Origin of the sequence: Mesorhizobium sp. NPDC059025, from assembly GCF_042739655.1 — a bacterium.
GTDB lineage: Bacteria > Pseudomonadota > Alphaproteobacteria > Rhizobiales > Rhizobiaceae > Mesorhizobium.
Map to the genome: position 1 here is coordinate 234,366 of NZ_JBHYIM010000001.1, position 26,028 is coordinate 260,393.

26 protein-coding genes are annotated in these 26,028 nt (G+C 61.7%); 9 read left to right on the forward strand and 17 right to left on the reverse strand.

Annotation, left to right across the window (positions count from 1 at the left end; translation table 11 throughout):
- The first annotated feature begins 74 nt into the window (after nucleotides 1-74).
- Nucleotides 75-434 carry a hypothetical protein gene (locus tag ACFWYE_RS01065; protein WP_379109052.1) on the forward strand — a complete coding sequence of 120 codons (360 nt, stop codon included), beginning with the start codon at nucleotides 75-77 and terminating at the stop codon, nucleotides 432-434.
- Nucleotides 435-739: 305 nt separating this feature from the next.
- On the opposite strand, the gene mmsB is transcribed toward ACFWYE_RS01065, so the two are convergent.
- Together mmsB and ACFWYE_RS01075 are read right to left on the reverse strand one after the other, a co-directional pair.
- Complete coding sequence (mmsB, locus tag ACFWYE_RS01070) at nucleotides 740-1,624, reverse strand: 3-hydroxyisobutyrate dehydrogenase (RefSeq protein ID WP_379109054.1); 885 nt, start codon at nucleotides 1,622-1,624, stop codon at nucleotides 740-742.
- A gap of 103 nt (nucleotides 1,625-1,727) precedes the next feature.
- Nucleotides 1,728-2,906 carry an isobutyryl-CoA dehydrogenase gene (locus ACFWYE_RS01075; protein WP_379109056.1) on the reverse strand — a complete coding sequence of 393 codons (1,179 nt, stop codon included), beginning with the start codon at nucleotides 2,904-2,906 and terminating at the stop codon, nucleotides 1,728-1,730.
- Between the two features lie 145 nt (nucleotides 2,907-3,051).
- On the opposite strand from ACFWYE_RS01075, the gene ACFWYE_RS01080 reads away from it, so the two are divergent.
- Together ACFWYE_RS01080 and ACFWYE_RS01085 are read left to right on the forward strand one after the other, a co-directional pair.
- Nucleotides 3,052-3,654: a dimethylsulfonioproprionate lyase family protein gene (locus tag ACFWYE_RS01080; protein WP_379109058.1), complete on the forward strand. Its 603-nt coding sequence runs from the start codon at nucleotides 3,052-3,054 to the stop codon at nucleotides 3,652-3,654.
- A 2-nt stretch (nucleotides 3,655-3,656) separates the two neighbouring features.
- Nucleotides 3,657-5,126 (forward strand): cobyric acid synthase, encoded by a 1,470-nt coding sequence (locus ACFWYE_RS01085; RefSeq protein ID WP_379109060.1) that lies wholly within the window; start codon nucleotides 3,657-3,659, stop codon nucleotides 5,124-5,126.
- A gap of 113 nt (nucleotides 5,127-5,239) precedes the next feature.
- On the opposite strand, the gene ACFWYE_RS01090 is transcribed toward ACFWYE_RS01085, so the two are convergent.
- From ACFWYE_RS01090 to ACFWYE_RS01105, 4 genes are all read right to left on the reverse strand, one after another.
- Entirely contained in the window at nucleotides 5,240-5,653 is a 414-nt protein-coding gene (locus tag ACFWYE_RS01090) for a VOC family protein (protein ID WP_379069899.1), read from the reverse strand.
- Between the two features lie 107 nt (nucleotides 5,654-5,760).
- Nucleotides 5,761-6,582: a helix-turn-helix domain-containing protein gene (locus ACFWYE_RS01095; RefSeq protein WP_379109062.1), complete on the reverse strand. Its 822-nt coding sequence runs from the start codon at nucleotides 6,580-6,582 to the stop codon at nucleotides 5,761-5,763.
- A gap of 66 nt (nucleotides 6,583-6,648) precedes the next feature.
- Complete coding sequence (locus ACFWYE_RS01100; protein WP_379069904.1) at nucleotides 6,649-6,819, reverse strand: hypothetical protein; 171 nt, start codon at nucleotides 6,817-6,819, stop codon at nucleotides 6,649-6,651.
- Nucleotides 6,820-6,871: 52 nt separating this feature from the next.
- Nucleotides 6,872-7,657 (reverse strand): TSUP family transporter, encoded by a 786-nt coding sequence (locus ACFWYE_RS01105; RefSeq protein ID WP_379109064.1) that lies wholly within the window; start codon nucleotides 7,655-7,657, stop codon nucleotides 6,872-6,874.
- A gap of 222 nt (nucleotides 7,658-7,879) precedes the next feature.
- Between ACFWYE_RS01105 and ACFWYE_RS01110 the strand changes: the two genes are divergently transcribed.
- The gene (locus ACFWYE_RS01110; RefSeq protein ID WP_379069910.1) at nucleotides 7,880-8,305 is read left to right on the forward strand and encodes a TerB family tellurite resistance protein; all 426 of its coding nucleotides are present in this window, start codon (nucleotides 7,880-7,882) and stop codon (nucleotides 8,303-8,305) included.
- Nucleotides 8,306-8,335: 30 nt separating this feature from the next.
- Entirely contained in the window at nucleotides 8,336-8,821 is a 486-nt protein-coding gene (locus ACFWYE_RS01115) for an NUDIX domain-containing protein (protein WP_379109065.1), read from the forward strand.
- A gap of 106 nt (nucleotides 8,822-8,927) precedes the next feature.
- Here the strand turns inward: ACFWYE_RS01115 and ACFWYE_RS01120 are convergent, their stop codons facing one another.
- The 5 genes from ACFWYE_RS01120 to ACFWYE_RS01140 form a co-directional block, all read right to left on the reverse strand.
- Nucleotides 8,928-10,553, reverse strand: a complete 1,626-nt coding sequence (locus ACFWYE_RS01120) for an ABC transporter ATP-binding protein (protein WP_379109067.1) — start codon at nucleotides 10,551-10,553, stop codon at nucleotides 8,928-8,930.
- On the reverse strand, nucleotides 10,550-11,419 hold the full coding sequence (locus ACFWYE_RS01125) for an ABC transporter permease (RefSeq protein WP_379109069.1): 870 nt from the start codon (nucleotides 11,417-11,419) through the stop codon (nucleotides 10,550-10,552). The genes ACFWYE_RS01120 and ACFWYE_RS01125 overlap by 4 nt, the downstream gene beginning before the upstream one ends.
- Nucleotides 11,416-12,363, reverse strand: coding sequence for an ABC transporter permease (locus ACFWYE_RS01130; protein WP_379109071.1), 948 nt, complete (start codon nucleotides 12,361-12,363; stop codon nucleotides 11,416-11,418). The genes ACFWYE_RS01125 and ACFWYE_RS01130 overlap by 4 nt, the downstream gene beginning before the upstream one ends.
- Before the next feature lie 29 nt (nucleotides 12,364-12,392).
- Nucleotides 12,393-13,874: an ABC transporter substrate-binding protein gene (locus ACFWYE_RS01135; protein WP_379069922.1), complete on the reverse strand. Its 1,482-nt coding sequence runs from the start codon at nucleotides 13,872-13,874 to the stop codon at nucleotides 12,393-12,395.
- A gap of 129 nt (nucleotides 13,875-14,003) precedes the next feature.
- Nucleotides 14,004-15,284: an acetylornithine deacetylase/succinyl-diaminopimelate desuccinylase family protein gene (locus ACFWYE_RS01140; protein WP_379109072.1), complete on the reverse strand. Its 1,281-nt coding sequence runs from the start codon at nucleotides 15,282-15,284 to the stop codon at nucleotides 14,004-14,006.
- A gap of 233 nt (nucleotides 15,285-15,517) precedes the next feature.
- Between ACFWYE_RS01140 and ACFWYE_RS01145 the strand changes: the two genes are divergently transcribed.
- Nucleotides 15,518-15,949 (forward strand): L,D-transpeptidase, encoded by a 432-nt coding sequence (locus ACFWYE_RS01145; RefSeq protein ID WP_379069928.1) that lies wholly within the window; start codon nucleotides 15,518-15,520, stop codon nucleotides 15,947-15,949.
- A gap of 78 nt (nucleotides 15,950-16,027) precedes the next feature.
- Here the strand turns inward: ACFWYE_RS01145 and ACFWYE_RS01150 are convergent, their stop codons facing one another.
- From ACFWYE_RS01150 to ACFWYE_RS01160, 3 genes are all read right to left on the reverse strand, one after another.
- Nucleotides 16,028-16,525 (reverse strand): RidA family protein, encoded by a 498-nt coding sequence (locus ACFWYE_RS01150; protein ID WP_379109074.1) that lies wholly within the window; start codon nucleotides 16,523-16,525, stop codon nucleotides 16,028-16,030.
- Between the two features lie 69 nt (nucleotides 16,526-16,594).
- Nucleotides 16,595-17,005: a c-type cytochrome gene (locus tag ACFWYE_RS01155; protein ID WP_379069934.1), complete on the reverse strand. Its 411-nt coding sequence runs from the start codon at nucleotides 17,003-17,005 to the stop codon at nucleotides 16,595-16,597.
- A gap of 51 nt (nucleotides 17,006-17,056) precedes the next feature.
- Entirely contained in the window at nucleotides 17,057-18,598 is a 1,542-nt protein-coding gene (locus ACFWYE_RS01160) for a flavin monoamine oxidase family protein (protein WP_379109075.1), read from the reverse strand.
- 384 nt (nucleotides 18,599-18,982) lie between these two features.
- On the opposite strand from ACFWYE_RS01160, the gene ACFWYE_RS01165 reads away from it, so the two are divergent.
- Genes ACFWYE_RS01165 through ACFWYE_RS01175 form a run of 3 tightly spaced genes read left to right on the forward strand, consistent with a single transcriptional unit; the run spans nucleotide 18,983 to nucleotide 23,535 of the window.
- A complete protein-coding gene (locus tag ACFWYE_RS01165) occupies nucleotides 18,983-21,832 on the forward strand; it encodes a molybdopterin oxidoreductase family protein (RefSeq protein ID WP_379109077.1) in 2,850 nt (949 codons plus the stop codon).
- Nucleotides 21,829-22,596, forward strand: coding sequence for a 4Fe-4S dicluster domain-containing protein (locus ACFWYE_RS01170; protein ID WP_379109079.1), 768 nt, complete (start codon nucleotides 21,829-21,831; stop codon nucleotides 22,594-22,596). The genes ACFWYE_RS01165 and ACFWYE_RS01170 overlap by 4 nt, the downstream gene beginning before the upstream one ends.
- 3 nt (nucleotides 22,597-22,599) lie before the next feature.
- Nucleotides 22,600-23,535, forward strand: coding sequence for a dimethyl sulfoxide reductase anchor subunit family protein (locus ACFWYE_RS01175; protein ID WP_379109081.1), 936 nt, complete (start codon nucleotides 22,600-22,602; stop codon nucleotides 23,533-23,535).
- Nucleotides 23,536-23,590: 55 nt separating this feature from the next.
- Here the strand turns inward: ACFWYE_RS01175 and ACFWYE_RS01180 are convergent, their stop codons facing one another.
- The 3 genes from ACFWYE_RS01180 to ACFWYE_RS01190 form a co-directional block, all read right to left on the reverse strand.
- The gene (locus ACFWYE_RS01180; RefSeq protein ID WP_326892637.1) at nucleotides 23,591-23,758 is read right to left on the reverse strand and encodes a hypothetical protein; all 168 of its coding nucleotides are present in this window, start codon (nucleotides 23,756-23,758) and stop codon (nucleotides 23,591-23,593) included.
- 195 nt (nucleotides 23,759-23,953) lie between these two features.
- A complete protein-coding gene (locus tag ACFWYE_RS01185; RefSeq protein WP_379109083.1) occupies nucleotides 23,954-24,910 on the reverse strand; it encodes a lipid A biosynthesis lauroyl acyltransferase in 957 nt (318 codons plus the stop codon).
- Nucleotides 24,910-25,938, reverse strand: a complete 1,029-nt coding sequence (locus ACFWYE_RS01190; protein WP_379109085.1) for a zinc-binding dehydrogenase — start codon at nucleotides 25,936-25,938, stop codon at nucleotides 24,910-24,912. The genes ACFWYE_RS01185 and ACFWYE_RS01190 overlap by 1 nt, the downstream gene beginning before the upstream one ends.
- Between the last annotated feature and the right edge of the window lie 90 nt (nucleotides 25,939-26,028).

Genomic DNA, 26,028 nt, shown 5'->3' on the forward strand with positions numbered 1-26,028 from the left:
AGGAAGCCGGCGGAACGATCCGCCGGCTTTTGCATTCGCCATTTCAGGCAAGTCCCTTCAATCTGGATCATCCCGTGAAAAGCAATGCACGAAAGAAATCCCGCCAGCCGGCGGGCGCCAAGGCCGTTGCCGACCTGATGCTTGCCCCCGCCGTCGTGATGCTGCGGCTGCCGGTGATGGCTGCGGAAGCAAGCGGTCTGGGCTGGCGCGACGAAAGCGTGCGTGCGGTTTCCGAGAAGGTGGCTGCCGTTGCCGAGGGTGTCGCGGCCGCTCAATTGTCGATGATCGACTCGTTGAGCCGTTTCTGGCCCGAAGTGATGACGGGCCAGGCGCCCTCGATGCTGAACGGTGTCGCGCTCGAGCGGTCGATGAATGCCGCGCTGAAGCCGGCAAGCCGGCGCGTGAAGGCAAATTTCAAGCGACTGGCGGGATGACCCCCCCCGGTTTCCAGGCCTGGGATTGTTTCGCGTTGGAGCCAGGGCACCTCAACGGCAAAAACCGCGCCCTTGGGGAACGCGGCTTTGCCAGATACGCATGGCGTTTCGCTACTAAGAGAACCTGCGAAACTAACGGCTCCGGTACGCAAGACCTGATCCGGAGCGCGGGGCAGAGCGTTTCGTCCGCCTTGGGTTCCGTTCTACAGGCACATCGTTACCGCGTGGTTAGCGAGAACTTAAGCAAATCTAAATTTGCTGTTTTTTTGAAGCGTATTTTAAGAAAACTCAACGGATAGAACGGCTTATCCGTTTGATCCGCGCAGGAAATTGATGATACCGGAAAAGTCGGCACCGCCGCCGCCCTGTGCGTTGAAGAGTGCATAAAGCTGCGCAGCCTCGGCACCCAGCGGAGTCACGGCACCTGCGGCCTGGGCGGCTTCCTGGCTGAGTTTCAGGTCTTTCAGCATCAGGGCTGCCGCAAATCCCGGTTTGTAGTCGCGGTTCGCCGGGGAGGCTGGAACCGGGCCAGGCACAGGACAATAAGTGGTCAGCGACCAGCACTGCCCGGACGACGTCGAGGCAACATCGAAAAGCGCCTGGTGCGACAGGCCGAGTTTTTCACCCAGCACGAAGGCTTCGGCCACGCCGATCATCGAGATGCCGAGGATCATGTTGTTGCAGATCTTTGCAGCCTGGCCAGCGCCGTCCTCGCCGCAATGGACGACACGGCCGGCCATCGGCTGCAACACCGGTTCGGCGCGGTCGAAAGCCTCCTTCGAACCGCCAGCCATGAAAGTCAGCGTGCCCGCGGCGGCGCCGCCGGTGCCCCCGGAAACAGGGGCGTCGATGGAGAGAAGGCCGTTTTCGCGGGCAATCGCATGCGCCTTGCGCGCGGACTCCACATCGATGGTGGAAGAATCGATGAACAGGGCGCCCTTCGGCGCCCAGGGCGTGATTTCGCCATAGACCGACAGCACGTGCCGGCCGGCCGGCAGCATGGTGATGACGATTTCGGCGTCCTTGACCGCGCTCGGGCCATCCTCGGCAATCGTCAGGCCGTGCTCCTTCGCCAATGCGAGATTTTCTGGCACGAGGTCGAAGCCAATGACCTTGTGGCCGGCCTTGACGAGGTTTGCGGCCATGGGATTGCCCATGTTGCCGAGGCCGATGAAGGCGATGGTGGTCATTGGTGGGAGTCCTCCGGAATTGGGATCAGGCAATCGGCAATCGTCGAGCGAGGCAGTGCGAGAAGGATGAGGATATCCGTTTCGACTGCCTACTGCCGCTTGCCTACTGCCTTCCTATCAAATGCCGCGCCACGATCACGCGCATGATCTCGTTGGTGCCTTCGAGGATCTGGTGAACACGCAGGTCGCGCACCAGCTTCTCGACGCCGTAGTCCTGCAGGTAGCCATAGCCGCCGAACAGCTGCAGCGCCTGGTTGGCGACGTCGAAGCCGGTGTCGGTGACGAAGCGCTTGGCCATGGCCGACCATTTCGAGGCATCGTGCGCCTTGGCGTCCAGTTTCGAGGCCGCCGCGTAGAGAAAGACGCGCGCTGCCTGCAATTCCGTTTCCATGTCGGCCAGCCGGAACTGCAGCGCCTGGAATTGATTGATGGTCGAGCCGAAGGCCTTTCGTTCGCCAGTATAGGCCAGCGCCTTGTCGAGCGCCGATTGCGCGCCGCCGAGCGAGCATGCGGCGATGTTCAGCCTGCCGCCGTCTAGTCCGGCCATCGCGATCTTGAAGCCCATGCCTTCGTCCGACAGCAGGTTTTCCGCGGGCACCTTGCAGTCCTCGAAGATAACGGTACGGGTCGACTGCATGTGCCAACCCATCTTGTGCTCGTTGGCGCCGAAGGAAAGGCCAGGGGCGTCCTTGGGCACGACCAGAGTCGAGATACCCTTGGGGCCGTCCTCGCCGGTGCGCACCATGGCGACATAGACGTCGGAATCACCTGCGCCCGAAATGAACTGCTTGGTGCCGTTGACGACATAGTCGGAACCGTTGCCGCCCGAACGGCTTGCCCTGGTCTTCAAGGCCGCGGCATCGGAACCCGAGCCTGGCTCGGTCAGGCAATAGCTGGCCAGCCATTCCATCGATGTCAGTTTCGGCAGGAAGCGCTGGCGCTGCTCATCGTTGCCAAAGCGGTCGATCATCGATGCCGCCATGTTGTGGATCGAGATGAAGGAAGAGAAGGCCGGGCAGGCCCGCGACAGCGCTTCGAAGATCAATACGGCGTCCAGTCGGCCAAGAGCAGAGCCGCCGACATCGTCTCGGACATAGATGCCACCCAGTCCGAGTGGACCGGTTTCGCGGATCACATCGGCCGGGAAATGCTTGGCCCGATCCCATTCGAGCGCATTCGGGGCAACACGCTCGTCGGCAAAGGCTTCCGCCATGGTCTGGATGGCGCGCTGGTCTTCATTGAGTTCGAACTGGCCGCTGGCCGCCGTCGTGACGGTATCCATGGCGTCCTCCCGAATATGTCGTTTTTGGCTATGCGTGGACTGCAATCTAGACCAATGATGCGCCCGCGCAACCCGACCTTAGGGATCAATCCAGCGAAGGGACAAGGCAAAGCGGCTGTGCACATATGCGAGAGCGGAGCGGGTGGTGACGACGAATTTTGAAGAGCTGTTGCAGGCGTTCCGTAGCTTTCTGCGGCGCGAGGAGGCCTCCCTGGCGCGTGACGCGGCAACCGCCATCGACTGGGCGATGCCCTCGCGCCGGCTCGAACTGAAGACAGTGCCGTGCATCCGTCATCTCGATCGCATTCGCGAAATCGCGCCTGACACGGCGCAGCCGCTCGTTCGCCTGCTTGCAGACAACCGACAGCTGCTCCGTTGGGGCCAGACCTATACACAAGAGGACTTCGGTCGCGATTTTCTCGACAGTTACGGCTGGGTGGAGCTGTTCGGTACGCGCGGGCATTTTGCCAATGACAAGGTGGCTGGCGGTTTCCTGATCCTCGGGCCGACGGTCATCTATCCAGACCATTATCACGAAGCCGAGGAGATCTATATTCCATTGACCGACGGGACCGGCTGGCGCAAGGGCGATGGCGCCTTCCAGCTGCGCGCTGCCGGCGAGATGATCCATCACCCTTCAAACGTCAACCACGCCATGAAAACCGGCGTCGAGCCGCTTCTTGCGCTCTATCTCTGGCGCGGCGGGCCGTTGGCAGCGAAGTCGACCATCACCAGCGGAGAGGCGTGATCATGGCGCGCGCGATCATGCTTCAGGGTACGGGCTCGGATGTCGGCAAGACGGTGCTGGTCGCCGGGCTTTGCCGCGCGGCGCGCAAGCGTGGGCTGAAGGTGCGGCCCTTCAAACCGCAGAACATGTCGAACAACGCCGCGGTGGCCGAGATCCCAGGCGAAGCCGGCGGCGGCGAAATCGGACGAGGACAATGGCTGCAGGCTCTGGCTTGCGGCGTCGCACCCACCGTGCACATGAACCCGGTGCTGCTGAAACCGCAGACCGATATCGGTTCGCAGGTGATCGTGCAGGGCAAGATGTTCGGCGAGGCGCGGGCAAGGGACTACCAGACGATGAAAGGCCGTCTGCTGGAGGCTGTACTGGGCTCCTGGGAAAAGGTGAGCGACGGCGCGGATCTCGTCATCGTCGAAGGCGCTGGATCACCCGCGGAAATCAATCTGAGACCCCGCGACATCGCCAATATGGGCTTCGCTACACGAGCCAATGTGCCAGTGGTGTTGGTCGGCGACATAGACAGGGGTGGGGTGATCGCCTCGGTGGCGGGCACGCATTTGATCCTGCCGGAGGAAGACCGGCGCATGATCGCCGGCTACCTCATCAACAAGTTCCGCGGCGATGTCACGCTGTTCGATGACGGTATCAAGGCCATTGAAGGGTTCACCGGCTGGCCTTGCTTCGGCGTGGTGCCCTGGTTGCAGGCGGCGTCGCGATTGCCGTCGGAAGATTCGGTGGTGCTCGAGCGGCTGGCGTCCGGCGAGAAGCGCGCGCTGAAGGTCGCCGTGCCGATGTTGTCGCGTATTGCCAATTTCGACGATCTCGACCCGTTGAAGGCCGAACCGCAGGTCGAAGTGGTGTTCGTGCCGCCTGGAAAGCCGTTGCCGGATGATGCCGGGCTCGTCGTCATTCCCGGTTCGAAGTCGACCATCGGCGATCTCCTGTATCTGCGTGAACAAGGCTGGCATCACGACCTTGCCGCCCATGTCAGGCGCGGCGGTCATGTCGTGGGTATCTGCGGCGGGTTCCAGATGCTCGGCCGCGTCGTGCGTGATCCGCAAGGTCTCGAGGGCGGCGTGCGCGAAACCGAGGGGCTGGGCCTGCTCGATGTGGAGACCGTGATGGAGCCGGAAAAGACCGTGCGCACCAGCAATGCGCGTTCTACCGTGTTCGACCTGCCGCTGGAAGGCTATGAAATCCACCTCGGTCGCACCACGGGACCGGATTGCCGTCGCCCGGCGACGATCATCAACAATGTTCCGGATGGCGCAATCTCGGCAGACGGCAAGGTGTTCGGCACCTATATCCACGGACTGTTCGGCGCGGATGCCTTCCGTGCTCGCTTTCTGGAAAGCCTCGGTATCGCCGGTGGCGGCATCGACTACAGGGCAAATGTCGAAGCGGCACTGGACGATATCGCAGCCGCGCTGGAGACACATCTCAATTGCGATGCGCTGTTTTCGCTGGCGCGGTAGAACACCTGGCACTTTAGGTCGATATGGCATGGCGGATTTCGCGCCGGGCAATTCGCTTGCCCGGCGCGAAATCCGGGCGCGCCACGCCCTTTCCGGGAACAGATGCCGACGTGTCAGTTCGGCCGGTCGCTGCTCTTTGGCCAGTAGGTGCCGAGCGACCAGACATTGCCCTCCGGGTCGCGGCAAATGAATTCGCGGCTGCCATAGCCGCGATCCGTGAGGCCCTCCAGGATCTCGGCGCCTGCCGCTTCGGCGCGCAGGAACGCCGCATCCGCATCATCGACGGCAATGTAAATGGAACGCCCGTTGGGGCCGGGTTCGCCGACGATCTCGCCGAAGCGATCGCAGCGCGAGGAACCGAGCATGATCATGGCCGAACCGAGCGCGAGTTCGGCATGCTGGATGATCACGCCTTCGCCATAACGAGCGTGCACGGTGAAGCCAAAAGCCTTGTCCAGCCAGTCGATCATGGCGGGCGCATCGCGAAAGCGCATGACGGGGTAGAGGCGGGGTGGTTCGACGGACATCGCATTCTCCTGTCAGATTGGTCGATGAGCCATCCTGGCAAGGACGCAACGGAGCGTCTTGAACAAATGTTACCTGGGTTGGGGCTGAGGCATCGGGAGGCTGCGGATCAGGCCGAAAGCGTGCTCGGCGTCGTGCCTGCGAAGTCGCGGAATTCGCGTGCCAGATGCGCCTGGTCTGCGTAACCGCAATCGGCGGCTATGCCAGCCCAGTTGTCGTCGCCCTGGCGCGACAGTTCGAGAGCACGGTTGAAGCGCACCATGCGCGCCAGTGTCTTGGGTGTCATGCCCGTGGCGTCACGGAAGCGGTCAGCGAGGTGCTTGCGGCTCCAGTCAAGTTCACTGGCAATCGCACCAATGCGGGCCTGACCGCCGCTTCCCAGGACCTGCTCCACCGCCCAGGCAACTTGCGGTCCCTGGATCGGCGCGGCAGCCAATCTGCAGGTGATGAAGGCTTCGACAAGGTCGAAGCGACGGCCCCAGTCGGGTTCGTTGCCAAGCATTTCACGCAAGGCACGCCCTTCCGATCCCAGCACGTCGTCCAGCGGCACCATGCGGTCCGTCAATTCACTGAGCGGCATCCGAAAGAAATGACGTGCGCCAGCAAGCGTGAAATTCACCTGCAGGCAGCAGCAATGACCGAAGGAATCGATCAATACGGGACCGGCATAGAGCCCTGCCGCGAAACTGTCGTAGCGGTCGTCTTCATTCGGCGTGCGGCCGAGCGCGATCGCAAAAGGTGCTTCGAAATTGATGACCAGCGGCAAGGCAAGCGGGGCGTATTCGACCTGCCGATAGTGGCCGCCGGCCGTCTCACGATAGCCGCAGATGTCGGTCACGAAGGATTGCAGCGCAAACGCCGGAGACCGGCGCAGCACGACAAACTGCTGCGGAGACGTTTCTTCGTCCCTGTTCCTGGTTTCGGCGGGCATCGCCATCTCCTGATGGCAAAAGCATAACGGTTGTCCGCCAAAACCGGAAGGAGTGGCTAAACCCTGTCAGGCTCCGCGCAGCAGGCAGGCGACCGCGAGGACGACATAGGCGAGCGTCATGACCCAGAAGGCGGAGATCGCGCCGAGACTGAATACGCCAAGCCCCATCAAAAGAGCGATGACGGCGATGACGACGGTGATGATGAAGACGATTTGGGTAGGTGCGCTGAGATTCATGTCCGGACCCTCTCCACATGATTCGTGCAGCGCAATTCTATCAGCGGTTGCGTCAGATCCCAATCAGCACGCGCAGCGGATTGGCCGGGTCGACCAGGAGTTTCGCGGCGAGCGCAACACAGGTCAGCACGAGCAGCGGCTTGATCAGCTTGGAGCCAACACGAACCGCGAGGCTTGCTCCGAGCCGTGCTCCCAGGAACTGGGCGATGCCCATCACGATGCCAACCTTCCAGACGATCACGCCGACCGTGGCGAAAACCACGAAGGCGCCGATGTTGGAGGCGAAGTTGAGCAGCTTGGTGTGGGCCGTGGCCTTCAGCACACCGTAGCCGGCAAGTGCCACAAAAGCCATCATGAAGAAGGAACCGGCACCCGGACCAAACAGTCCATCATAGAAGCCGATCGCCGGGATGACGGTGAAGCCGAGCAGGAAAGGTGACAGCCGTTCGGTCCGGTCGACGTCGTTCATATTCGGCTTCAGCGCGAAATAGAGCGCTATGGCGATGAGGATGAGGGGCAGGGCGGCGCGCAGGATATCGCCCGGCACGACGGTGGCCGCGAGTGCGCCGAGCACACTGCCCGCTAGAGACATCAGTGCCGAGGGCCACTGCTTCAACGGGTCGACCTGGCCCTTGGCTGCATAGGCTAGTGTTGCCGAACCTGAACCGAACAGGCCCTGCAGCTTGTTGGTGCCGAGGGCCTCAATGGGGGAGAAGCCGGCCAGAAGCAGCGCGGGAATGGTGATCAGTCCGCCGCCGCCGGCGATGGAATCGATGATGCCAGCCACGAAGGCAGCGACGCCGAGCATGGCGATGGTTTGAAAAGTAAGGTCGATCATCGACGGGAAGACGCCAGGGAGAGGAACAATCAGGCGGACTGCGGCGTTCGATCATAGCAGGCCCGTTTGCGCAAGGGCCAAACCACGCTAGAGCGCCGCGCGTGCTTTTGGACGCGCAAAGGTCGCTCTAGCACTTTGATTTGGCGCATGATCCTTTCCGAAAATCGATTCCGATTTTCGGGGTCATGCGCTACGAATGAACATCGATTCGGGAGGACCGCGATGGCGACTGCGCTGCTGGACAGGATTCGTTCGATCTTCGAAGGTGACCCCGGCGTGCGCAAGGTAGCGGACGATCCTGTGCTCTCGGCCGAGCTCCTGATGCTGTTTCGCATGATCCTCGCCGATGGCTCGGTCTCGGAAAGCGAAATGGAAGCGTTCCGACGCATCTGTTCCGGTTCTTTCGGCATCCCGGAAGACAGCATCGATGCGGTGATCGAATACCTCAACGAATATGGCTACGAGACCAACGGTTCGCAGGCGATCGCGATGTTCCGCGACCTCGGTATCGAGCGCCGACGCCTGCTCGCGCAGCATATGGCTGAAATTGCCAAGGCCGATCATCATCTTGCCGACAACGAGGTAAAGCTCCTGCGCCGCACACTTGAACTGCTCGACATCAGTCCGGTCGACGTGGTGAAGTCGTAAGGCAGATCGAGCATCAATGAGGGCTGCTGCTTGAGCTTTGCCGACAGCTATCTCGGACGGTTGAGGCAATTGGTAGGCAATCGTCTGGTGCTAGTGCCCGGCGCGCGTATCGTCATCGAGCGCGACGATGGTCGCGTCCTTCTGCACAAGCGAACCGACTTCAACATCTGGGGATTGCCCGGCGGCAATGCGGAAGAAGGCGAGAACATCGAAACGATCATCGCTCGCGAGGTCGCCGAGGAAACCGGGCTGACGGTCCGGGATGCCAAACCTTTCGCTTTCGCCAGCGATCCTCGCCACGAAACCTTCGAGTTTCCAAACGGGCACAGGACCCAGTTCTTCGCGCTGATCTTCTACAGCCGTTCATTCATCGGTGAGGCGGCTGTCATGGATGACGAGAGCAGTGCCGTCGGCTGGTTCGCGCCTGAAGCGTTGCCTGACCTGCTGCCCAACATGGCACGCAGCATCGAGGCTTATGTCCGGTTCAAGAAGACCGGCGAGTTCCAGATGATCTAGAGCAGTTCCAGGAAAACTGTGTGGCGGTTTTCCTGAAATGGCTTAAAAACAAAGAGTTCGGGCGTTTCGTGGAAGTGCCCCAGCGGGCATCTGCTGATACAGGCGTTCAGCCCTGTTCCTGCATCTTTCTGGCGATTGCGCGATGCAGGTCAGGTGCCGCGGCAACCAGCGCCTGCGCGGCCTCCGATTGCGGATGGTCAAGGATTTCCCTTGTAGCGCCGCGTTCGACGATCCGCCCCTCGTGCATGACCAGCACCTGGTCGGTGATCGCACGTGCCACGGTAAGATCATGCGTGATGAAAAGATAGGCGATACCCAGGCGACCATTCAGGTCTGCGAACAGGTCCAGGATCTGGGCTCGTATCGACACATCGAGGGCAGATACCGGCTCGTCGGCGACGATCAGCTTCGGCCGCGTGATGATGGCGCGGGCAATCGACAGGCGCTGGCGCTGACCGCCCGAGAATTCGTGCGGATATCTGTCGAGATCGGCGGGGCCAAGTCCCACCTCATTCAAGGCATGTGCCACCATTTCACGGCGTTCAACCGGTGTTGGTTTCTTCTCCAGCAGGTGCAGCGGCTCGGCAACCAGTTTCTCGACCTTCTGACGGGGATCGAAGGAACCATAGGGGTCCTGGAACACCACCTGCATGTCGCGCCGGGCCCGCCTCAGCTGCGCTTCGTCGCGATGTGAAACTGTCTCGCCACGGAAACGGATCGCACCGGCGCTCGGGTTGTCCAGCGCCAGGATCATCCGTGCCAGCGTGGACTTCCCGCAACCCGAGCGGCCGACCAGCGCGACCGATTGCGCCGGCGCGATGCTCAGCGACACATCGTCGACGGCGTGGACCGGGGCGCCGCGGCCAAAGAAGGACGTGCGGCGTCCCGGATAGAGGCGCGAGACGCGTTCAACGGAAACGAGGGGGACGGCCCCGGTGTCGCTCGACCGGGAGGAGGAGCGTTTGGGCACATGCATCGAGGCCAGCGCCAGTTGCCGCGTATAAGGGTGTAGCTGTCCGGACAAGGTCCGAGCGGTCTCGCCTGCTTCCATGACCTCGCCATGGCGCATGATGGTGATGCGATCCGACATCTCGGTGATGACGGCGAGGTCATGCGAGATGAGCAGCAGGCCCATGTTGTTCTCGCGTACCAGATCGCGCAGCAGATCGAGGATCTGCGCCTGCAGCACGACATCAAGCGCCGTGGTCGGCTCGTCGGCGATGAGCAGTTTCGGCTTCAGCGCACAGGCGATTGCAATGACGACGCGCTGCCGCTGACCGCCGGAAAGTTCGTGCGGATAGCGCGTCAGCGGAAACCTGGCTTCCGGCAGTCCGACCCGGTCGAGGATCTTTCGGGCGCGGTCTTCGGCCTCTGCGCGGCCTGCCTTGGTGTGCCAGCGGATACCTTCCGCGACCTGTTCGCCGATGGTCTTGACCGGGTTCAGCGCGGTCATCGGCTCCTGGAACACCATGCCGATGTCGTCGCCGCGCAGGGCGCACATCTGGTCCTCGGTCGCGGAGAGGATATCGATCCCGTCAAAGCGTACGCTGCCGGTTGCCTTGGCCGTGAAAGGCAAAAGCTGCATGACGGTCATCGCGGTCATTGATTTTCCGGAGCCGGATTCTCCGACCAGCCCGACCACCTCTCCGGGCGCGACCGCAAGGTCGATGTCCTTCAGGATCGGCCTGTTGCCGATGGCGAGCGACAGTTTTTCGATCTCGAGCAGGCTCATCGGCGCCGCCGCGATTTCGGATCGAGGATATCGGCGACGCCGTCGCCCAGCAGGTTCAGTGCCAGCACGGTGACGACGATGGCCATGCCAGGGAAGATCGCCATCCAGGGCGCCTGCGCCATGCGCGTTTGCGCCTCGAACAGCATGCGGCCCCAACTCGGCATTGGCGGTTGGGCGCCGAGGCCGACATAAGAAAGGCTGGCTTCGGCCAGGATGCCCAGCGCGAACTGGATGGTGCCCTGCACCAGAAGCAAGGTCGCAATGTTGGGCAGGATATGCTCCAGCGTGATCAGAACCTTATTTTTGCCGGCGGCGCGGGCCGCGAGGATGTATTCACGCGGCCAGATGGCGAGCGCGCCGGCGCGGGCGACGCGGGCAAAAACCGGGATGTTGAAGATGCCAATCGCAATGATGGCATTGATCGCGCCGGGACCGAAGATCGCGGTGATCATGATGGCTGACAACAAGGCGGGAAAGGCAAAGACGAGATCATTCAGCCGCATCAAGGCTTCGTCGACGAACCCTCCGCGCGCCGCGGCCCAGCAGCCCAGCGGTACGCCGAGACCCAGACCGATGCCGACGGCAACCAGGGCAACGGCAATGGAGTTGCGCGCACCGATCATGATCATCGACAGGACGTCACGGCCGAAATGGTCGGTGCCGAACCAGTGTAGCGCGGATGGGGCCTGCAACTTGTCGGAGATCACCAGCCTGGTGACATCATAGGGCGTCCACAGGAAGGAGAGGGCGGCCATTCCCGCCACCAGCAAGGTGACGAGGAAGCCCGCGATGAAGGATTTGTGGCGCAAGGCCCTGCTGGCCAGCGAAGCCAGATTCGCGCGCGGGATTTCCGTTTGCAGCGTCAAGAACGCCCCCGCAGACGTGGGTCGACCACCGCGTAGGAAAAATCGACGAGTAGATTGACGAGGATCACGGTCGCGACCAGCAGCATGACCACGCTTTCCACCACGATCAGGTCGCGTTGCGTGATGGCTTGGAAAATGAGCCTGCCGAGACCCGGCAGGTAAAAGACGTTTTCGATGATGATGGTACCGGCAAGCAGGAAAGCGAACTGCAGGCCGAGAATGGTCAGCACCGGGATCATGGCGTTGCGCAACGCGTGTCGCCAGAGCACAGCGCGATAGGGCATGCCCTTGGCGCGGGCCGTGCGGATATAGTCTTCCGACAGGACCTCTATCAGCGCCTGGCGGGTCACGCGGGCAAGGATCGCCGCCTGCGGCAATGCCAGGGCTATAGCGGGGAGGATAAGCGCCTTCAACGCCGGCCACACACCGGCGTTCCAGCCTGGAAAACCGCCCGCCGGCACCCATTTCAGCCATACTGCGAAGAGGTAGATCAGAAGCAGCGCAAACCAGAAATTGGGTATGGCGACGCCGATCTGCGAGACGCCCATCGAGACGGTGTCGCCAAAGCGGCCCTGGCGCGAAGCGGCATACAGGCCGACCGGAATGGCAATCAGCGTCGACAGTGCAAGCGCGATCAGCGCCAGCGGCAGCGAAACGGCGACGCGCTCGCGCACGAGGTCGATCACCGGCACCGAATAGGTGTAGGAGCGGCCGAAATCGAGCACGACGAGGTTGCCGATCCAGTGCAGGTAGCGCAGCAGCAGCGGATCGTTCAGGCCCATCTGCGTGCGCACCTGCTCAACCTGCTCGGCACTTGCATTCATGCCGAGCATCAGGCGCGCCGGATCGCCAGGCAGGACCTCCAGCACCGCAAAGACGACGATGGAGGCCAGCACCAGCGTGGCGAGGGCGATGGCGACGCGCTTGAGGAGATAGGCGGTCATCGGATGCCGATGTCGTCACGTCACCCTGTTCAGTCGTTCCACTTCACCTTGGTGAGGTCGTTGGCCGGCACCGGCTGGTTCTGCCACAGACCTTCGATCTTGGCGTCCCAGACACCGACCTTCGGCAGTTCGAACAGGAAACCCACGACGGCGTCGTCGGCAAGGATCTTCTGGGCCTTGCCAAGCAATTCCTTGCGCTTGCCTTCGTCAGCAGTGACGTCGAGTTCCTCGATGATCTTGTTGAACTCGGGGTTCTGGTAATTGAAGTAGTAGTCCTTGCGCGCATAGATGCCGATGTCATTGGGCTCGACATGGGAAACGATGGTGAGATCGTAGTCCTTCTTGGTGAAGACCTGGTCCAGCCACTGCGCCCATTCCACCGGGATGATCTCGGTCTCGATGCCGACGTCGCGCAGCTGGGATGCAATGATTTCGCCACCGAGGCGCGCATAGGGCGGCGGCGGCAGCTTCAGCGTCACCTTGGTGCCGCTTGCCAGCCCGGCTTCCTTGAGAAGTTCCTTCGCCTTGGCCGGATCGTGCGGATAGGTCCCGGTAAGATCGACGTAGTCCTTGCTGGACGGTGACATGTGCGAGCCGATCGGCTGGCCGAGGCCTTCCGAGGCGCCATCGATGATGGCCTTGCGGTCGAGCGCGTAGGAGATCGCCTGGCGGACCTTGAGCTGGTCGAAGGGCGGCTTGCCGTTGTTCATGGCGAGAATGGTTTCGCCTTCGGTGGAGCCGACCACGACCTTGAAGCGCGGATCGGACTGGAACTGGGACAGGCTGTCGCTGGTTGGCATGTTGGGGAAGGCCTGCACGTCTCCGGACAGCATGGCTGGAACCGCTGCAGAGGCATCGGGAATGAAGCGGAATTCAGCCTTGTCGAGGGAGATCGGCGCGCCCCAGTAATTGTCTGATTTCACGAGCGTGACCGATGACCCCTTCGCCCAGTTCTGGAACTTGAAGGGGCCGGTGCCGATAGGCTTTTCCTTGTTGGTGTCCGCGCTTTCGGGTGCGACGATGACTGCATCGCCCCAGCCCATATTGTAGAGAAAAGAACCCTGCGGCTGCTTCAGCGTCACCTTGACGGTCGCCGGATCGGCGACGTCGACGGTATCGATGGCTGCGAAGAGCTGTTTCTGAGCGTTCTGCGAGTTTTCGGCACGAGCACGGTCGAGCGAGAATTTGACGTCGGATGCGTCGAAATCGGTGCCGTCGTGGAATTTCACACCCTTATGCAACTTGAACGTATAGACCTTGCCGTCTTCGGAAATCGTCCAGCTTTCTGCAAGATCGGGCAGGACCTCGCCATTGGGACCGATGCGGGTGAGGCCTTCGAAGATATTGGCGTAGGTAACCTCGCGAATAGCAGCGGCGGCACCCGCCGTCGGATCGAGATGCGGCGGCTCCAGCACCATGCCAAGCACCAGGTCGGTGCGGGCGGCGAAGGCTGCCGTGCCACAGCCAAGCGCCACGGCGGTGGCCGCCAAAACCGTCTTCCAGAGCTTCATCGCAAAGTCCCCCTCGTTGTTCCGCTTGTTTAGCTCGCCGGGATAGAAGCGTGAAAATCCAACCGAGTAAATCGCGTTTCTTTCCCTCTCTCCGTTGTCCGGAGAATGTTTATTCCGGCTCCCATCCCGCTAGTCGCCCGCTTTTCCACGAAGCAGGATGTTCAGCCCGATCGCCATCACCTTGGCCGATTGCACCATATCGTCGATGCCGACCCATTCGTCCGGCCGGTGGGCGAGGTCGAGGATGCCGGGGCCGTAGGCGATGCAATCGAACAGGTGACCGATACGGGCAACATGTTTCTGGTCATAGGTGCCGGGTGAAATCACGTATTCCGGCTGACGCTCGAACACCTGCATGATGCCTTCGGCCACCGCCTTGACCACCGGTGCGTCGCGCTCGGTCATGGTCGGCTGCACTTCCATGACATCGCGGATGCGATAGTCGAATTTCCTGCGATCGCGTTTCAGCCCATCGAGAATGTCGATGACTTCGCGCTTCACCTCGTCGAGTTTCTCTTCGAGCAGGAAGCGGCGGTCGATGGTAAGCCGACAGGAATCCGGCACGTTGGGAGAGGGCAGGCCCGGCCTGAAGTCTTCGGTCTGGCCACCATGGATCGAATTGATGTTCATGGTGGAGCGCCGCGCGCCCTCCGGAACCACTGGCATCGAAGTCTGTTTCCGGTCGAGCGCGGGGAATAGGTCGGCCTCGAAAGCCGCCAGCACGGCACCCATGTGGCGCACCGCATTGTCGCCGAGGAAAGGCATCGAACCATGCGCGATCTCGCCCAGGGTCTCGATTTCGGCCCACCAGACGCCGCGATGGCCAAGGCAGATGCGATCCTTGTTGAGCGGCTCAGGGATGATGACGTGATCGACCTTGGGTTTTGAAAAGTAGCCCTTGCCGGCCAGGTAGGCGACACCGCCGAAACCGCCGGATTCCTCATCCACCGTGCCTGATATCTCAATAGCGCCGGGAAAGTCAGGATAGGCTTGCATGAAGGCTTCGACCGCGATGACGGAGGCGGCAAGGCCGCCCTTCATATCGCAGGCGCCGCGTCCATAGACGCGGCCATCCTTTACCACCCCGGCAAAGGGATCGACCGTCCAGCCTTCTCCAGCTTCGACCACATCGATATGCGAGTTGAAATGCACGGTGGGTCCGGGCGAGCGACCATCGAAGCGCGCAACCACATTGACACGCGGATAGCGGTCGTTGTCGCCCGGCGTGCCCTCGGCACGGATCAGTTCAACCTCGAAACCGCGCTTCTTCAAACGCTCGGCAATGAATTCCGCACAGGGGCGATAGGCCTCGCCGGGCGGGTTCACGGTTGGAAAGCGGATCAGGTCTGCGGTCAGTGCGACGAGGTCGTCGGTACGCGCTTCGACGCATTGCAGGAGTCGGTCGATCATATCGGAAGTTGAGCAGGGAAAGCCCATGCCTTGCAAGAGCCCGCATGTTGATCCAGTCGAGCCTTGTCTCCCTGAAGGGACTTGCGCCGGCAAACGGTTCACATTCACGTCAACGTCCCGGTCAAATGCACTAGGTCTCTTGTGTAATGCAGATCACTGTTCTTTTAACCTTTGAAAGATAAAGTGAGTGATCGAAATTCTGGGGAAGCAATGTGGGGAGAGGGGCCAGACTCATGAAGAAGTCTGTTCTTTTAGGAGGAATTTTAGGGGCGATTTTGTTGGCGAGCGCAGCCGAGAGCCATGCCGACGGCCTCGTCGCGAGGGTCAACATCTCGACGCAGACGATGACAGTCAGCCGCTATGGCGAAGTGCTGTATCGCTGGGATGTTTCAACGGCTCGAAAGGGTTACGTAACGCCGAGCGGCAGCTGGAAGCCCAAACGTCTGCACAGGATGTGGTACTCCAAGAAATACGACAATTCGCCGATGCCCTGGTCCGTCTTTTACAATGGCGGCTATGCCGTGCATGGCACTAATGCTGTGCGGCAACTTGGGCGCCCGGCCTCGCATGGCTGCGTGCGCCTCGCCACCGCCAACGCCGCGACCTTCTATTCGCTGGTCCGGGAAGTCGGCATCAACGACACGCGCATTGTCGTCACATACTAGGCGCTCCGGAGCCGAGGTTCGTGATCGGCAAAGAAAATGGGCTGCCTTGCGGCAGCCCATTGCTGAGGTCCGATGGGCTTACGGCCGAACCGCGGTCACCTCGATCTCGACGAGGAAGCCGGGTGCCGCAAGGCCGGCGACCTGGAAGACCGAGCGGGTCGGCAGGTTCGGCTGTTCCTTGGTGCCGAAGAACTGCGTGTAGCCTTCCATGAAGCCGCCAAAGTCCATCTTGCCACCCTTGCCGGGATCACCGACCAGGAAGACCTGCATCTTGACGACATCGCCCATTTTGAGATCGAGGCCGGCAAGCGTTTTCTCTATCGACTTCAATACCGAAACCGTCTGGGTCTTGGTGTCGCCATAGGCGGCGAGTGAGCCTTTTTCCGCTTTCTCGTCGGCAACCGAGGGCACCGCCCCGCTGACATAGACGGTGGTCTTGCCGGCCGGAACTTCGACCGCCTGGGAGATCGGGAAGTCCGAGTTGGGGATCTTGTGGCGCACGACGTCCTGCGCCATCGCGCCGCCGGTCATCGCCATCAGTGCCGCAACCAAAGCGGCGCCGGTCCATGCTTTCATACCGGTGTTCTCCTTCTTGCTGGAAATATCGGATGAAGCGGGCCCGGAGGGCCCACCTCCTGTCGTTTGTTAGCGGGCGTCCTTCACGTCCTGCGCGGTTGCGGCGTCCTTGTAGTCGTTGCCGAAATGCGTGCGGACATAGTTCACCACGGCCGCGACCTGTTCGTCATCGAGCATCTGGCCGACGGGCGGCATGCCCTTCTGGCCATGCAGGATGACAAAGATCGGGTAGCCAGCCGATTCCAGGTTGGTGTTCTTGGCAAGGGCTGGATACTTGCCTGCGCCTACAGCCCCTTCACCTTTCTCCATATGACAGGCCTGGCAAAGGTTGGCGTAGATGTCTTCCCCGGTCTTCTGGGAGAACTTGTCGCCGGTCGAAAAGGTGGCGCCAGCCGAGTCGGCAAAGGCGGCGGGGCTCGAAAGCGTGAGGAATACCGCGGCAGCGGCGAGGCCGAATGGCCGGTTTGTCTTGGTAGTCATGATGACGTGCCTTGCGAAATTGGAGGGAAGAAGGGATGGGCTGTACAGCCGTCACCCCTGCAGAACGCGTTCATGCAGGCGCCCGATGGCGTTGAGTGCCGACAGGATCGCTCCTTCCTGCCAGGCAGGGATGTAGGAGGCGTGCTCTCCGGCCAGCATGATGCGTCCATCGAGCTGGCAGAGATTGTCGTAGTGCTCCTGGCGGGCTTCTTCGGTCCAGTCGCCTGCACAGCCCAGCGTGTAGGGAGAGCGATGCCAGGCCCAGGATACGCCGTTCTCGAATTCATCCTTGTATTGCGGATGGATCTGGCTGCCGTATTCGACCGCGCGCTTGACCCGGTCCTGTGGCGACAGCGCCGTGAATTCGTAGGAGTTCGGGCCATTCCAAGTATAACATCCGAGCAGCACGCCCTTGCCGGTCGTGTTGAAGCCGGTGCTCGGGTAGGAGATCTGCGTGATCGGCAGGTCGGTATAGGACACGCCGCCGAAGATGAGGTCGTCCTCTTCCCAGAACCGGCGCTTGAACTGCAAGCCGACCTTCACGGACGAGGCGTAGGGCACGGCCGCGATCGCTGCCTGCATGGCGCCGCTGACCTTGACCTCGATCTGGCTCAGGATGGTCAGCGGGATGGTGCAGATACACCAGTCGGCGCTGGCTTCCTGCATGGCGCCAGGCTTTGTCGTGTCCTCGTAGGTGACGGTGACGCCTTTCTCGTCCTGATCGATCTTGGTCACCTTGGCGTTGAAGGTGATAAGGTCGCCGACTTCCTTGGCGAAGGCTTCGCCGACCTTGCCCATGCCACCGACCGGCTGGAACATGGTGGTCTGGAATTCATACAGCGCGAAGTTGGCCAGGCTGCCCCACAGCTTGGACTTCAGGATGTCGGAAAGCCCGATCGAATCGCCGGGGACCGGTGCTGCGCCCAAACCGCCGCCGGGATCTTTTTCGTAACCGCGATATTCCGCCGAAGTCAGGCCCTTGGCATAGGCGTAGTCCTTATCGAGCGCGCCCCAGGATCTGAGCGCTTCCAGGAGCATCTCCTGGTCTTCCTTGGTGACGTCGCCTTCCAGTTTGCCTTTCTGGACGACCTTGGCCAGCAACTCTGACGTATGACCCTGGAAGTCGGTCTTGATGTCACGCACACGCTGCGGCTTGCCGCCGAATGCAGTCGAGGAGTGCAGGAAGGCATTGTGGTTGATCTGCTGGAATGGCTCCAGCTTTACGCCCAGACGCTTGCAATAGTCGAGCAGGCCATTGTGGTGGTAGGGGATGCGCCAAGGGCCGAGATTGACGTACAGACCTTCTTCGAATTCACAAGTCTGCTTGCCGCCACCAAGCTCGCTGAAGGTGTCGCCGCCGCGCACGGTCCAGTTACGGCCGCCGGCACGGTTGTTGTATTCCAGAATCTTCACCTTGTAGCCAGCCTGGCGCAGTTCCAGCGCCGCTGTCATGCCCGCAAGGCCGGCGCCGAGGATCAGCACGGTGGCGCCTTTTGGATCGCCTTCCAGCTTGATGCGCCCCTTGTAGCCGGACTCGGCCGCGAGGCCCATCGTGGTCATGGCCTGGTACATGGCAGCAGATCCTGCCGTCATGCCAATGAGCGTGAGCAGCTTGCGCCGGCTCAATCCGTTAAGTGTATGATTCTGTAACACGTTCAGTCCTTTCTGGCCGCCATTGGCGACGTCCGCCCCAGCCGGAAGCACCCCCGTTCCATCCGACTGCGCCATCGAAGCTAGGACGATGCCGCGGCAAGTCAACGCAGACGGATGGGATGGTGCAATGCTTACAAGACAGCTGGCGCAACGGTCGAAAGATCGCCTGGGTCGCTCATTCGAGTTTTTCTCAAACTGTCAAAATGATGGGAGGGCATGCTCTGGCACGGCCGCTGCTGGAACGAAATTGCTGTAGGAGACGTCCCTGGCGCATTTCCTTTCCTGTCGCCTGCCGGTACGTTCCGAAGCGGAGGACCTCAACGAATGAATCACACCGACAGGGTGGCGCTGTCCAAGCCGGTGGCGGACGAGGTTCGCAAGACGACCTGCTACATGTGTGCATGCCGGTGCGGCATCAACGTGCACATCAAGGACGGCAAGATCCGCTACATCGAGGGCAACCGCGACCACCCGGTCAACAAGGGGGTACTGTGCGCCAAGGGCTCGGCCGGCATCATGCAGCACTACGCGCCGGCCAGGCTGCGCGCGCCCTTGAAACGGGTCGGGCCGCGGGGCTCGGGCAAGTTCGAGGAGATCAGCTGGGACGAGGCGCTCGAGATAGCCACCAACTGGCTGGATGGCGTTCGCCAGGACGATCCCAAGAAGCTTGCCTTCTTCACCGGCCGGGATCAATCGCAATCGCTGACCGGTTTCTGGGCGCAGCAGTTCGGCACGCCGAATTATGCCGCGCATGGCGGCTTCTGCTCGGTCAACATGGCCGCTGCCGGCATCATGACGATCGGTGGCGCCTTCTGGGAATTCGGTGCACCGGACTGGGATCGCACCAAGCTGTTCGTGCTGTTCGGGGTCGCGGAGGACCACGATTCCAACCCGATCAAGATGGGCATAGCCAAGTTGAAGCAGAATGGTGCCCGCTTCGTTTCGGTCAACCCAGTGCGCACCGGCTATTCGGCCGTTGCCGACAACTGGATCGGTATTCGCCCCGGCACGGACGGGCTGCTGATCCTCGCCGTCGTGCATGAACTGCTCAAGGCGCGGCGGATCGATGTCGACTACCTGGTGCGCTATTCCAATGCGACATGGCTGGTGATCGACGCTCCCGGCACTGCGGAGCACGGCCTGTTCGCGCGCGACGGGGAAGGCAAACCTCTCGTTTTCGAGACCGTGACCGAACAGGTCGTCGCGGTCGGCGCCAAAGGAGCAAGGGCCGCCCTTTCCGGCCGCGTGCAACTCGCAGATGGCCGCTTCGCGGTGCCGTCCTTTCAACTGTTGGCGGAAAAATACCTCGACCCGAAATATGCGCCGGAAGCCGTGGCGGAGGAAACGGGCGTCGCGGCCGACACGATCCGCGGGCTCGCAGCGGAAATCGCGCGCGTGGCCTTCGACGAGGCGATCACGATCGAGCAGCCGTGGACGGATGTGCACGGGCAGCAGCACGAAAACTTTGTCGGTCGGCCGGTGTCGTTCCATGCCATGCGCGGACTGTCCGCCCACTCAAACGGCTTCCAGACGGCACGCGCACTGCACATGCTGCAGGTGCTGATCGGAGCCGTCGATTGTCCCGGCGGCTTCCGTTTCGAGCCGCCTTATCCGAAGCCGGTAAGCGCGCACCCGACACCGCACGGCAGGGCTGAGCATTTCGGATCCAACAAGCCGCTGTCGGGGCCGCACCTCGGCTTTCCGCGCGGACCGGAGGACCTACTGGTCGACCCGCAGGGACAACCGGCGCGCATCGACAAGGCATTCTCCTGGGATACGCCGTTCTCGGTGCACGGGCTGATGCACATGGTGATCGCCAACGCCCATGCCGGCGATCCGTACCCGATCGATGTGCTGTTTCTGTACATGGCCAACATGGCCTGGAATTCCTCCATGAACACGGCAGGCGTGATCCGCATGCTGGAGGACAAGAACCCTGCGACCGGCGAATACAAGATTCCGAAGATCATCTACTCCGACGCTTATGCTTCCGAGATGGTCGCCTATGCCGACCTCGTCCTGCCCGATACCACCTATCTCGAACGCTACGACTGCATCTCACTGCTCGACCGGCCGATTTCGGAACCCGATGCCGTGCAGGATGCCATCCGCTGGCCGGTGATCGAGCCGGACCGCAATGTGCGCGGTTTCCAGAGCGTGCTGATCGATCTCGGCGCGCGGCTGCACCTGCCTGGCTTTGCCGACAATCACGGCAAGCCACTCTACAAGGACTATGCCGACTACATCATCCGCCACGAACGCCGGCCGGGCATTGGCCCTCTGGCTGGATTCCGCGGCCTGAAAGGCGATCGTGTCGGGCGTGGTGCGACAAATCCCGAGCAATTACAGCGCTATATCGAAAATGGCTCGTTCTTCTCAGCGCATATCCCGCTGGAAGCGCAGTTCTTCAAACACGCCAACCAAGCCTATCAGGACTTTGCCGTGCGCATGGGCTTTTTCGATACGCCGCAACCGGTGACATTCCAGCTTTACCAGGAAGCGCTGCAGAAGTTCCGGCTGTCCGCGGAAGGCTTGCGCGAGCCCTTGGCACCGGAAACGCACCGGCAGCGTATCCTCGATTTTTTCGACCCCTTGCCCGACTGGTATCGACCGCTCGGCGAGGCGATGGTCGACAGCGCAGAATTTCCCTACCACGCCATCACCCAGCGGCCGGCGGCGATGTACCATTCCTGGGGTTCGATGAATGCCTGGCTGAGGCAGATCCACACCGCCAACGCACTCTATGTGCCGGGGGCGATCTGCGAGCAGTTGGGACTCGTTGACGGCGACTGGGTCTGGCTGATTTCGCACCACAGCCGCATCAAGGTGCCGGTGGCGCGGATGGAGGCCGTGAATTCCTCGACAGTATGGACCTGGAACGCCATCGGCAAGCGGGAAGGGGCATGGGGGCTGGAGCGCAACGTTCCGGAGGCGCAAAAATCCTTCCTGATGAATCACTTGATCCACGAACTTCTACCGCCAAGGCAAGATGGGTTGCGCTGGTCGAATTCCGACCCGATCACCGGCCAGGCCGCCTGGTACGACCTTCGGGTTCGTATCGAGAAAGCGGACAAGGGGGCCGTCAGCGAACCGCATTTCCCGGGCATTGCCGAGCCGGACGGCGAGCAACCGAGCCCGAAGGAACTGCGCTACGGGCAGGAGTGGGCGCAATGACCAGCCTGCCCGCACTGCCAACCGCCAAGAAGCTCGGCCTCGTCATAGACCTCGATGTCTGTGTCGGGTGCCATGCCTGTGTGGTGAACTGCAAGGAATGGAACACCGGGGGGTATGGTGCAGCCTTGTCGGACCAACAGCCCTATGGAGCCGATGTTTCAGGTGCCTGGCTGAACCGTGTGCATTCCTTCGAGATCGTGCCGGAAGGCGGCGAGGTCGTCGGGGAAGCGGGTGAGGCGCGCATCGTGCACTTCCCGAAATCCTGCCTGCATTGCGAAGACGCACCCTGCGTGACCGTGTGCCCGACGGGTGCCTCCTACAAGCGCACCGAGGACGGAATCGTGCTGGTCGACGAGGAGAAATGCATCGGTTGCGGTCTCTGCGCCTGGTCGTGTCCCTATGGCGCGCGCGAGATGGATCTGGCCGCCGGTGTGATGAAGAAATGCACGCTGTGCATCGACCGCATCTACAACGAGACCATCGAGGAAGTGGACCGGCAGCCGGCCTGCGTACGAACCTGCCCGGCCAATGCCCGCCATTTCGGCGATCTCGGCGATCCATCCTCCGCCGTTTCGGTCATGGTTGCACAGCGTGGCTGCGTCGATCTGATGCCGGAGCAGGGAACGCGCCCGGTGAACAAATATCTGCCACCCCGGCCAAGGAAGCCGCTGGCTGCGAGCGCCGGCCAGATGGCAAGAGGCGAGGACACCAGCGGTGCTACCGGCTTCTTTGCCTGGCTAGACGGCATGTTGGACCGGATTTGATCCATGCATCCGGCTGCCTCCATCATCGCCTTCACCGTGCTGTCCGGTCTCGGCTACGGACTGGCCGCGGTTCTGGGGTTTGGATTGCTCGACCCGGCAGCAATCGCCACCAAGGCCGCCCATTTTTCCGCGCTGGGCCTGATCGCAGGCGGGCTGCTGGCCTCGACACTGCATCTCGGCAACCCGCGACGCGCCTGGCGGGCATTCTCGCAGTGGCGCTCGAGTTGGCTCTCGCGCGAAGGGGTGCTGTCGGTTCTCGCTTTTGCGCCATTGACCGTGTCGGCATGGCTCTGTGTCGTCGAGGGGCGCTCCCTGGCGCCGATTGGCCTTGCCGGGTCTGTATTGTCGCTTGCGACAGTCTTCTGCACCTCGATGATCTATGCTTCGCTGAAATCGGTACAGGCTTGGCACACGCGGCTGACGACCACCTGCTATCTGCTGTTCGCCTTGGCTGGAGGAGCATTGCTGGGGAGCGCCTTTGGGGTTGCGGGAGGTGGATCAGCGAGCCTGCTGTTGCTTCTGGCGCTGGTTCTGCTGATTGCGGCCTGGGTGATGAAGGTCACATGGTTGCGTCATCTCGACAGCGTTCAACCCCTGTCGACACCGGAAAGCGCAACCGGCCTCGGCGCTATCGGACGCGTTCGCCTGTTTGAGCGGCCACATGTCACCGAGAATTACCTGACCAGCGAGATGGGCTTTCGTGTCGTGCGCAAACACGCCGCCAAGCTGCGCAAGCTCGCCTTGCTGTCAGGCGGATTGCTGCCGGGTGCACTGGTCTTCCTGGTGCTGGCCGCGCTTATGGCCGGAGCGGAGGCTGGTGTCGCGGCGCTCCTGGCCCTGGCAGTCGCTGTGCTCAGCCACGTCGTCGGGATGCTGACCGAACGGTGGCTGTTTTTTGCGGAAGCGCGTCATACAGTGATGAACTATTACGGCGGTTAGAGTTTAGGCGCGCAATTCACCCGAGCCTGCAACAATCTACCTGCGGCAGGTTTGCTCAGCTGCCGGCGACCGCCGGCTTTGCCAGCTTTTTCTTGCGCACGCTGCGCAGACGTTTGGCCAGCCGTCGCAATGCTGCGAATTTTTCACCTGGCTTTGCTGGTTGCTGGCTGCCCCACGGCGTCCACAACGCCGGGTCTTTCTTCCTTGTCTGTTCGTCCGTCATCGCCCTGCCGCCCTGCTATGACCGCACTGTCGATTACAAAAGTTAATGATCAAGTGTGGCAGAAGTTGCGAGTTTAGGCGATCCCTGTCCGAAATACTCGTCACATTCGCGCGAGGATTTCGCTGCCAAAGCGTTTCCGTTTTTCACGGAAACGCTCTAACTCTTTGTTTTTACGCAATTCCGGGTGGAATTGCTCTAACGCGTGCGGCCCCTGATCTGCCAGCGTTTGTGGAACCACATCCACTGGCCCGGATCCTGTCGCACCCAGCCCTCGACAGTGTCGTTCATCAGCTGGACCATCGCGGCCATGTCCAGCTGACCCGCGGCGTTGCGCGGCAGCTCGAGTTTGTCGCAGAGAGTCAGCCGAAAACGATTGCCGGGCAGGCGCACCGAAAAGACGGGATAGACATCGCAGTCGAACTGGCGCGCCAGTTTCGGTACCAGCGGGCTGGTCTGACATTGCTGGTCGAAGAAGGTGGACAGCACGCCGTTGGTGAACTTCTGGTCGACGAGGGCGCCGACATTGCCGCCACGCTCCAGCACCTGCGCCATGGCAAAAGAGACGCCGTTCTTGGAGGCGAGCAGCTCTCCCATCGTCGCAGCACGCGTCCGAAAGATGTATTCGGCAAGATAGGGGTTGTTCGGGGCTCGAAACAGCGCCGATACCGACAGGTCGAAGGTGGCAGCGGCCACCGGCAGCAATTCGAAATTTCCCATATGCGCGGTGAAGAAGATGTGCGGCCTCTTCTCGTCGCGGATTTTCAGGAACAGTTCCTTGCCGACGACTTCGACGCGGCCGGGAGTCTCGGCATCGGGGTCGTAGTCGAAAAGCTGTTCGAGAAAGACATATTCCCCTGCCAGCCGTCCCATATTGCCCCACATGTCCGAGGCGATCTTTTCGATCTCCGCGTCGCTCTTGTCGGGATAGGCGTTCTTGAGGTTGGCAATGGCGACGCGGTGGCGTCCGACCTTCGGGCCGATCGTGCGCGCCGCGCGATCGATGAAGTTGAGGGCGCGGTCCGGCGGCAGCAAGCGCATGACCGCCAGGATCGCCATCGCGACGCGTGCCGTGATCCAGTACTCCGCAACCTTCAACCCGCGCAGCGTCTTGTAGACGAGGGGGCGCAGCATGGGTTCGCGCGCGTCGGCCATCAGCCGACGCGCAGGATGATCTTGCCGAAGACGTCGCGGCCTTCCATGCGCTTCAACGCAGCATCAATGCCGTCGAAATCGACCTCGGTGTCGATGACAGGTGAAACGAGGCCGGCAGCCATCTTCTGCATGGCATTCGCCATGTTCTCCATGCGGCAGCCAAAGGAACCAAGCAGCTTCAACTGCTGCTGGAAAAGCATCATCAGGTTCACTTCGGTGGAAACGCCAGAGGTCGAGCCGCAAGTGACGAGACGGCCACCGCGCTTCAGCGAAAACATCGAGCCGGCCCAGGTGTCCTTGCCGACATGTTCGAAGACGACGTCAACGCCCTTCTTCCTGGTGATCTTGCGAACCGCGCCTTCGAAACGATCTTCGCGGTAGTTGATGACGTGATCGGCGCCCAGCGCCTTGGCCTTTTCGATCTTGTCGTTGGAACCGACGGTGGTGATAACGGTGCAGCCGATTTTCTTGGCAAGCTGGATCGCAGCCGAGCCGATGCCGGAGCCGCCGGCATGGACCAGGATCGTTTCACCGGGTTCCAGCTTGGCATTGTCGAACAGCATGTGTTCGACCGTGCCGAAGGTGACCGGTGCAACGGCAGCGCCTATGGCATCAACGCCGGGAGGGGCCGGAACCAGCAACCGTGCGGGCAGGTTGATCTTTTCCTGCGCGAAACCATCGAGGTGGAACCCGTGCACGCCTCCGACATGCTCGCACAGATTGTCGCGCTTCTCGCGGCAGGCGCGACACAGCCCGCAGGTGCGAGCGCCATAGATCGAGACAAGCTGGCCAGGAACAAGGTCGGACACGCCGGGGCCGATCGCTTCGACTTCTCCGGAAGCCTCCGCGCCAACGGTCAGCGGCAGCTTGCGCTTGGCAAACGCCATGCCGCGCCAGCCCCACACATCGATATGATTCAATGCAACGGCCTTGATGCGCAGCGTCACTTCGCCGACGGCTGGCGGCGGAGGCGGAGCGACGTCGACCAGTTCGAGCCGGCGATCCTCGATGAGTTGCAGTGCGCGCATGTGATCTCGCGTCCAGTTCGTTTTGCAGCAGGGCAGTAAGAGAACAGGGCAATAAGGCAGCGACTGCCCTGTTGCCTTGGTGCCCTACGG

What these genes read in the sequence shown, in the direction of transcription:
- ACFWYE_RS01110 (WP_379069910.1), top strand. Translation starts at nt 7,880, where the DNA reads ATGGCGACTGCGCTGCTGGACAGGATTCGTTCGATCTTCGAAGGTGAC.
- ACFWYE_RS01170 (WP_379109079.1), top strand. Translation starts at nt 21,829, where the DNA reads ATGACCAGCCTGCCCGCACTGCCAACCGCCAAGAAGCTCGGCCTCGTC.
- ACFWYE_RS01165 (WP_379109077.1), top strand. Translation starts at nt 18,983, where the DNA reads ATGAATCACACCGACAGGGTGGCGCTGTCCAAGCCGGTGGCGGACGAG.
- ACFWYE_RS01185 (WP_379109083.1), bottom strand. Translation starts at nt 24,910, where the DNA reads ATGGCCGACGCGCGCGAACCCATGCTGCGCCCCCTCGTCTACAAGACG.
- ACFWYE_RS01160 (WP_379109075.1), bottom strand. Translation starts at nt 18,598, where the DNA reads ATGACGGCAGGATCTGCTGCCATGTACCAGGCCATGACCACGATGGGC.
- ACFWYE_RS01140 (WP_379109072.1), bottom strand. Translation starts at nt 15,284, where the DNA reads ATGATCGACCGACTCCTGCAATGCGTCGAAGCGCGTACCGACGACCTC.
- ACFWYE_RS01130 (WP_379109071.1), bottom strand. Translation starts at nt 12,363, where the DNA reads ATGACCGCCTATCTCCTCAAGCGCGTCGCCATCGCCCTCGCCACGCTG.
- mmsB (WP_379109054.1), bottom strand. Translation starts at nt 1,624, where the DNA reads ATGACCACCATCGCCTTCATCGGCCTCGGCAACATGGGCAATCCCATG.
- ACFWYE_RS01075 (WP_379109056.1), bottom strand. Translation starts at nt 2,906, where the DNA reads ATGGATACCGTCACGACGGCGGCCAGCGGCCAGTTCGAACTCAATGAA.
- ACFWYE_RS01175 (WP_379109081.1), top strand. Translation starts at nt 22,600, where the DNA reads ATGCATCCGGCTGCCTCCATCATCGCCTTCACCGTGCTGTCCGGTCTC.
- ACFWYE_RS01145 (WP_379069928.1), top strand. Translation starts at nt 15,518, where the DNA reads ATGAAGAAGTCTGTTCTTTTAGGAGGAATTTTAGGGGCGATTTTGTTG.
- ACFWYE_RS01100 (WP_379069904.1), bottom strand. Translation starts at nt 6,819, where the DNA reads ATGAATCTCAGCGCACCTACCCAAATCGTCTTCATCATCACCGTCGTC.
- ACFWYE_RS01090 (WP_379069899.1), bottom strand. Translation starts at nt 5,653, where the DNA reads ATGTCCGTCGAACCACCCCGCCTCTACCCCGTCATGCGCTTTCGCGAT.
- ACFWYE_RS01180 (WP_326892637.1), bottom strand. Translation starts at nt 23,758, where the DNA reads ATGACGGACGAACAGACAAGGAAGAAAGACCCGGCGTTGTGGACGCCG.
- ACFWYE_RS01095 (WP_379109062.1), bottom strand. Translation starts at nt 6,582, where the DNA reads ATGCCCGCCGAAACCAGGAACAGGGACGAAGAAACGTCTCCGCAGCAG.
- ACFWYE_RS01150 (WP_379109074.1), bottom strand. Translation starts at nt 16,525, where the DNA reads ATGAAAGCATGGACCGGCGCCGCTTTGGTTGCGGCACTGATGGCGATG.
- ACFWYE_RS01155 (WP_379069934.1), bottom strand. Translation starts at nt 17,005, where the DNA reads ATGACTACCAAGACAAACCGGCCATTCGGCCTCGCCGCTGCCGCGGTA.
- ACFWYE_RS01120 (WP_379109067.1), bottom strand. Translation starts at nt 10,553, where the DNA reads ATGAGCCTGCTCGAGATCGAAAAACTGTCGCTCGCCATCGGCAACAGG.
- ACFWYE_RS01190 (WP_379109085.1), bottom strand. Translation starts at nt 25,938, where the DNA reads ATGCGCGCACTGCAACTCATCGAGGATCGCCGGCTCGAACTGGTCGAC.
- ACFWYE_RS01105 (WP_379109064.1), bottom strand. Translation starts at nt 7,657, where the DNA reads ATGATCGACCTTACTTTTCAAACCATCGCCATGCTCGGCGTCGCTGCC.
- ACFWYE_RS01135 (WP_379069922.1), bottom strand. Translation starts at nt 13,874, where the DNA reads ATGAAGCTCTGGAAGACGGTTTTGGCGGCCACCGCCGTGGCGCTTGGC.
- ACFWYE_RS01085 (WP_379109060.1), top strand. Translation starts at nt 3,657, where the DNA reads ATGGCGCGCGCGATCATGCTTCAGGGTACGGGCTCGGATGTCGGCAAG.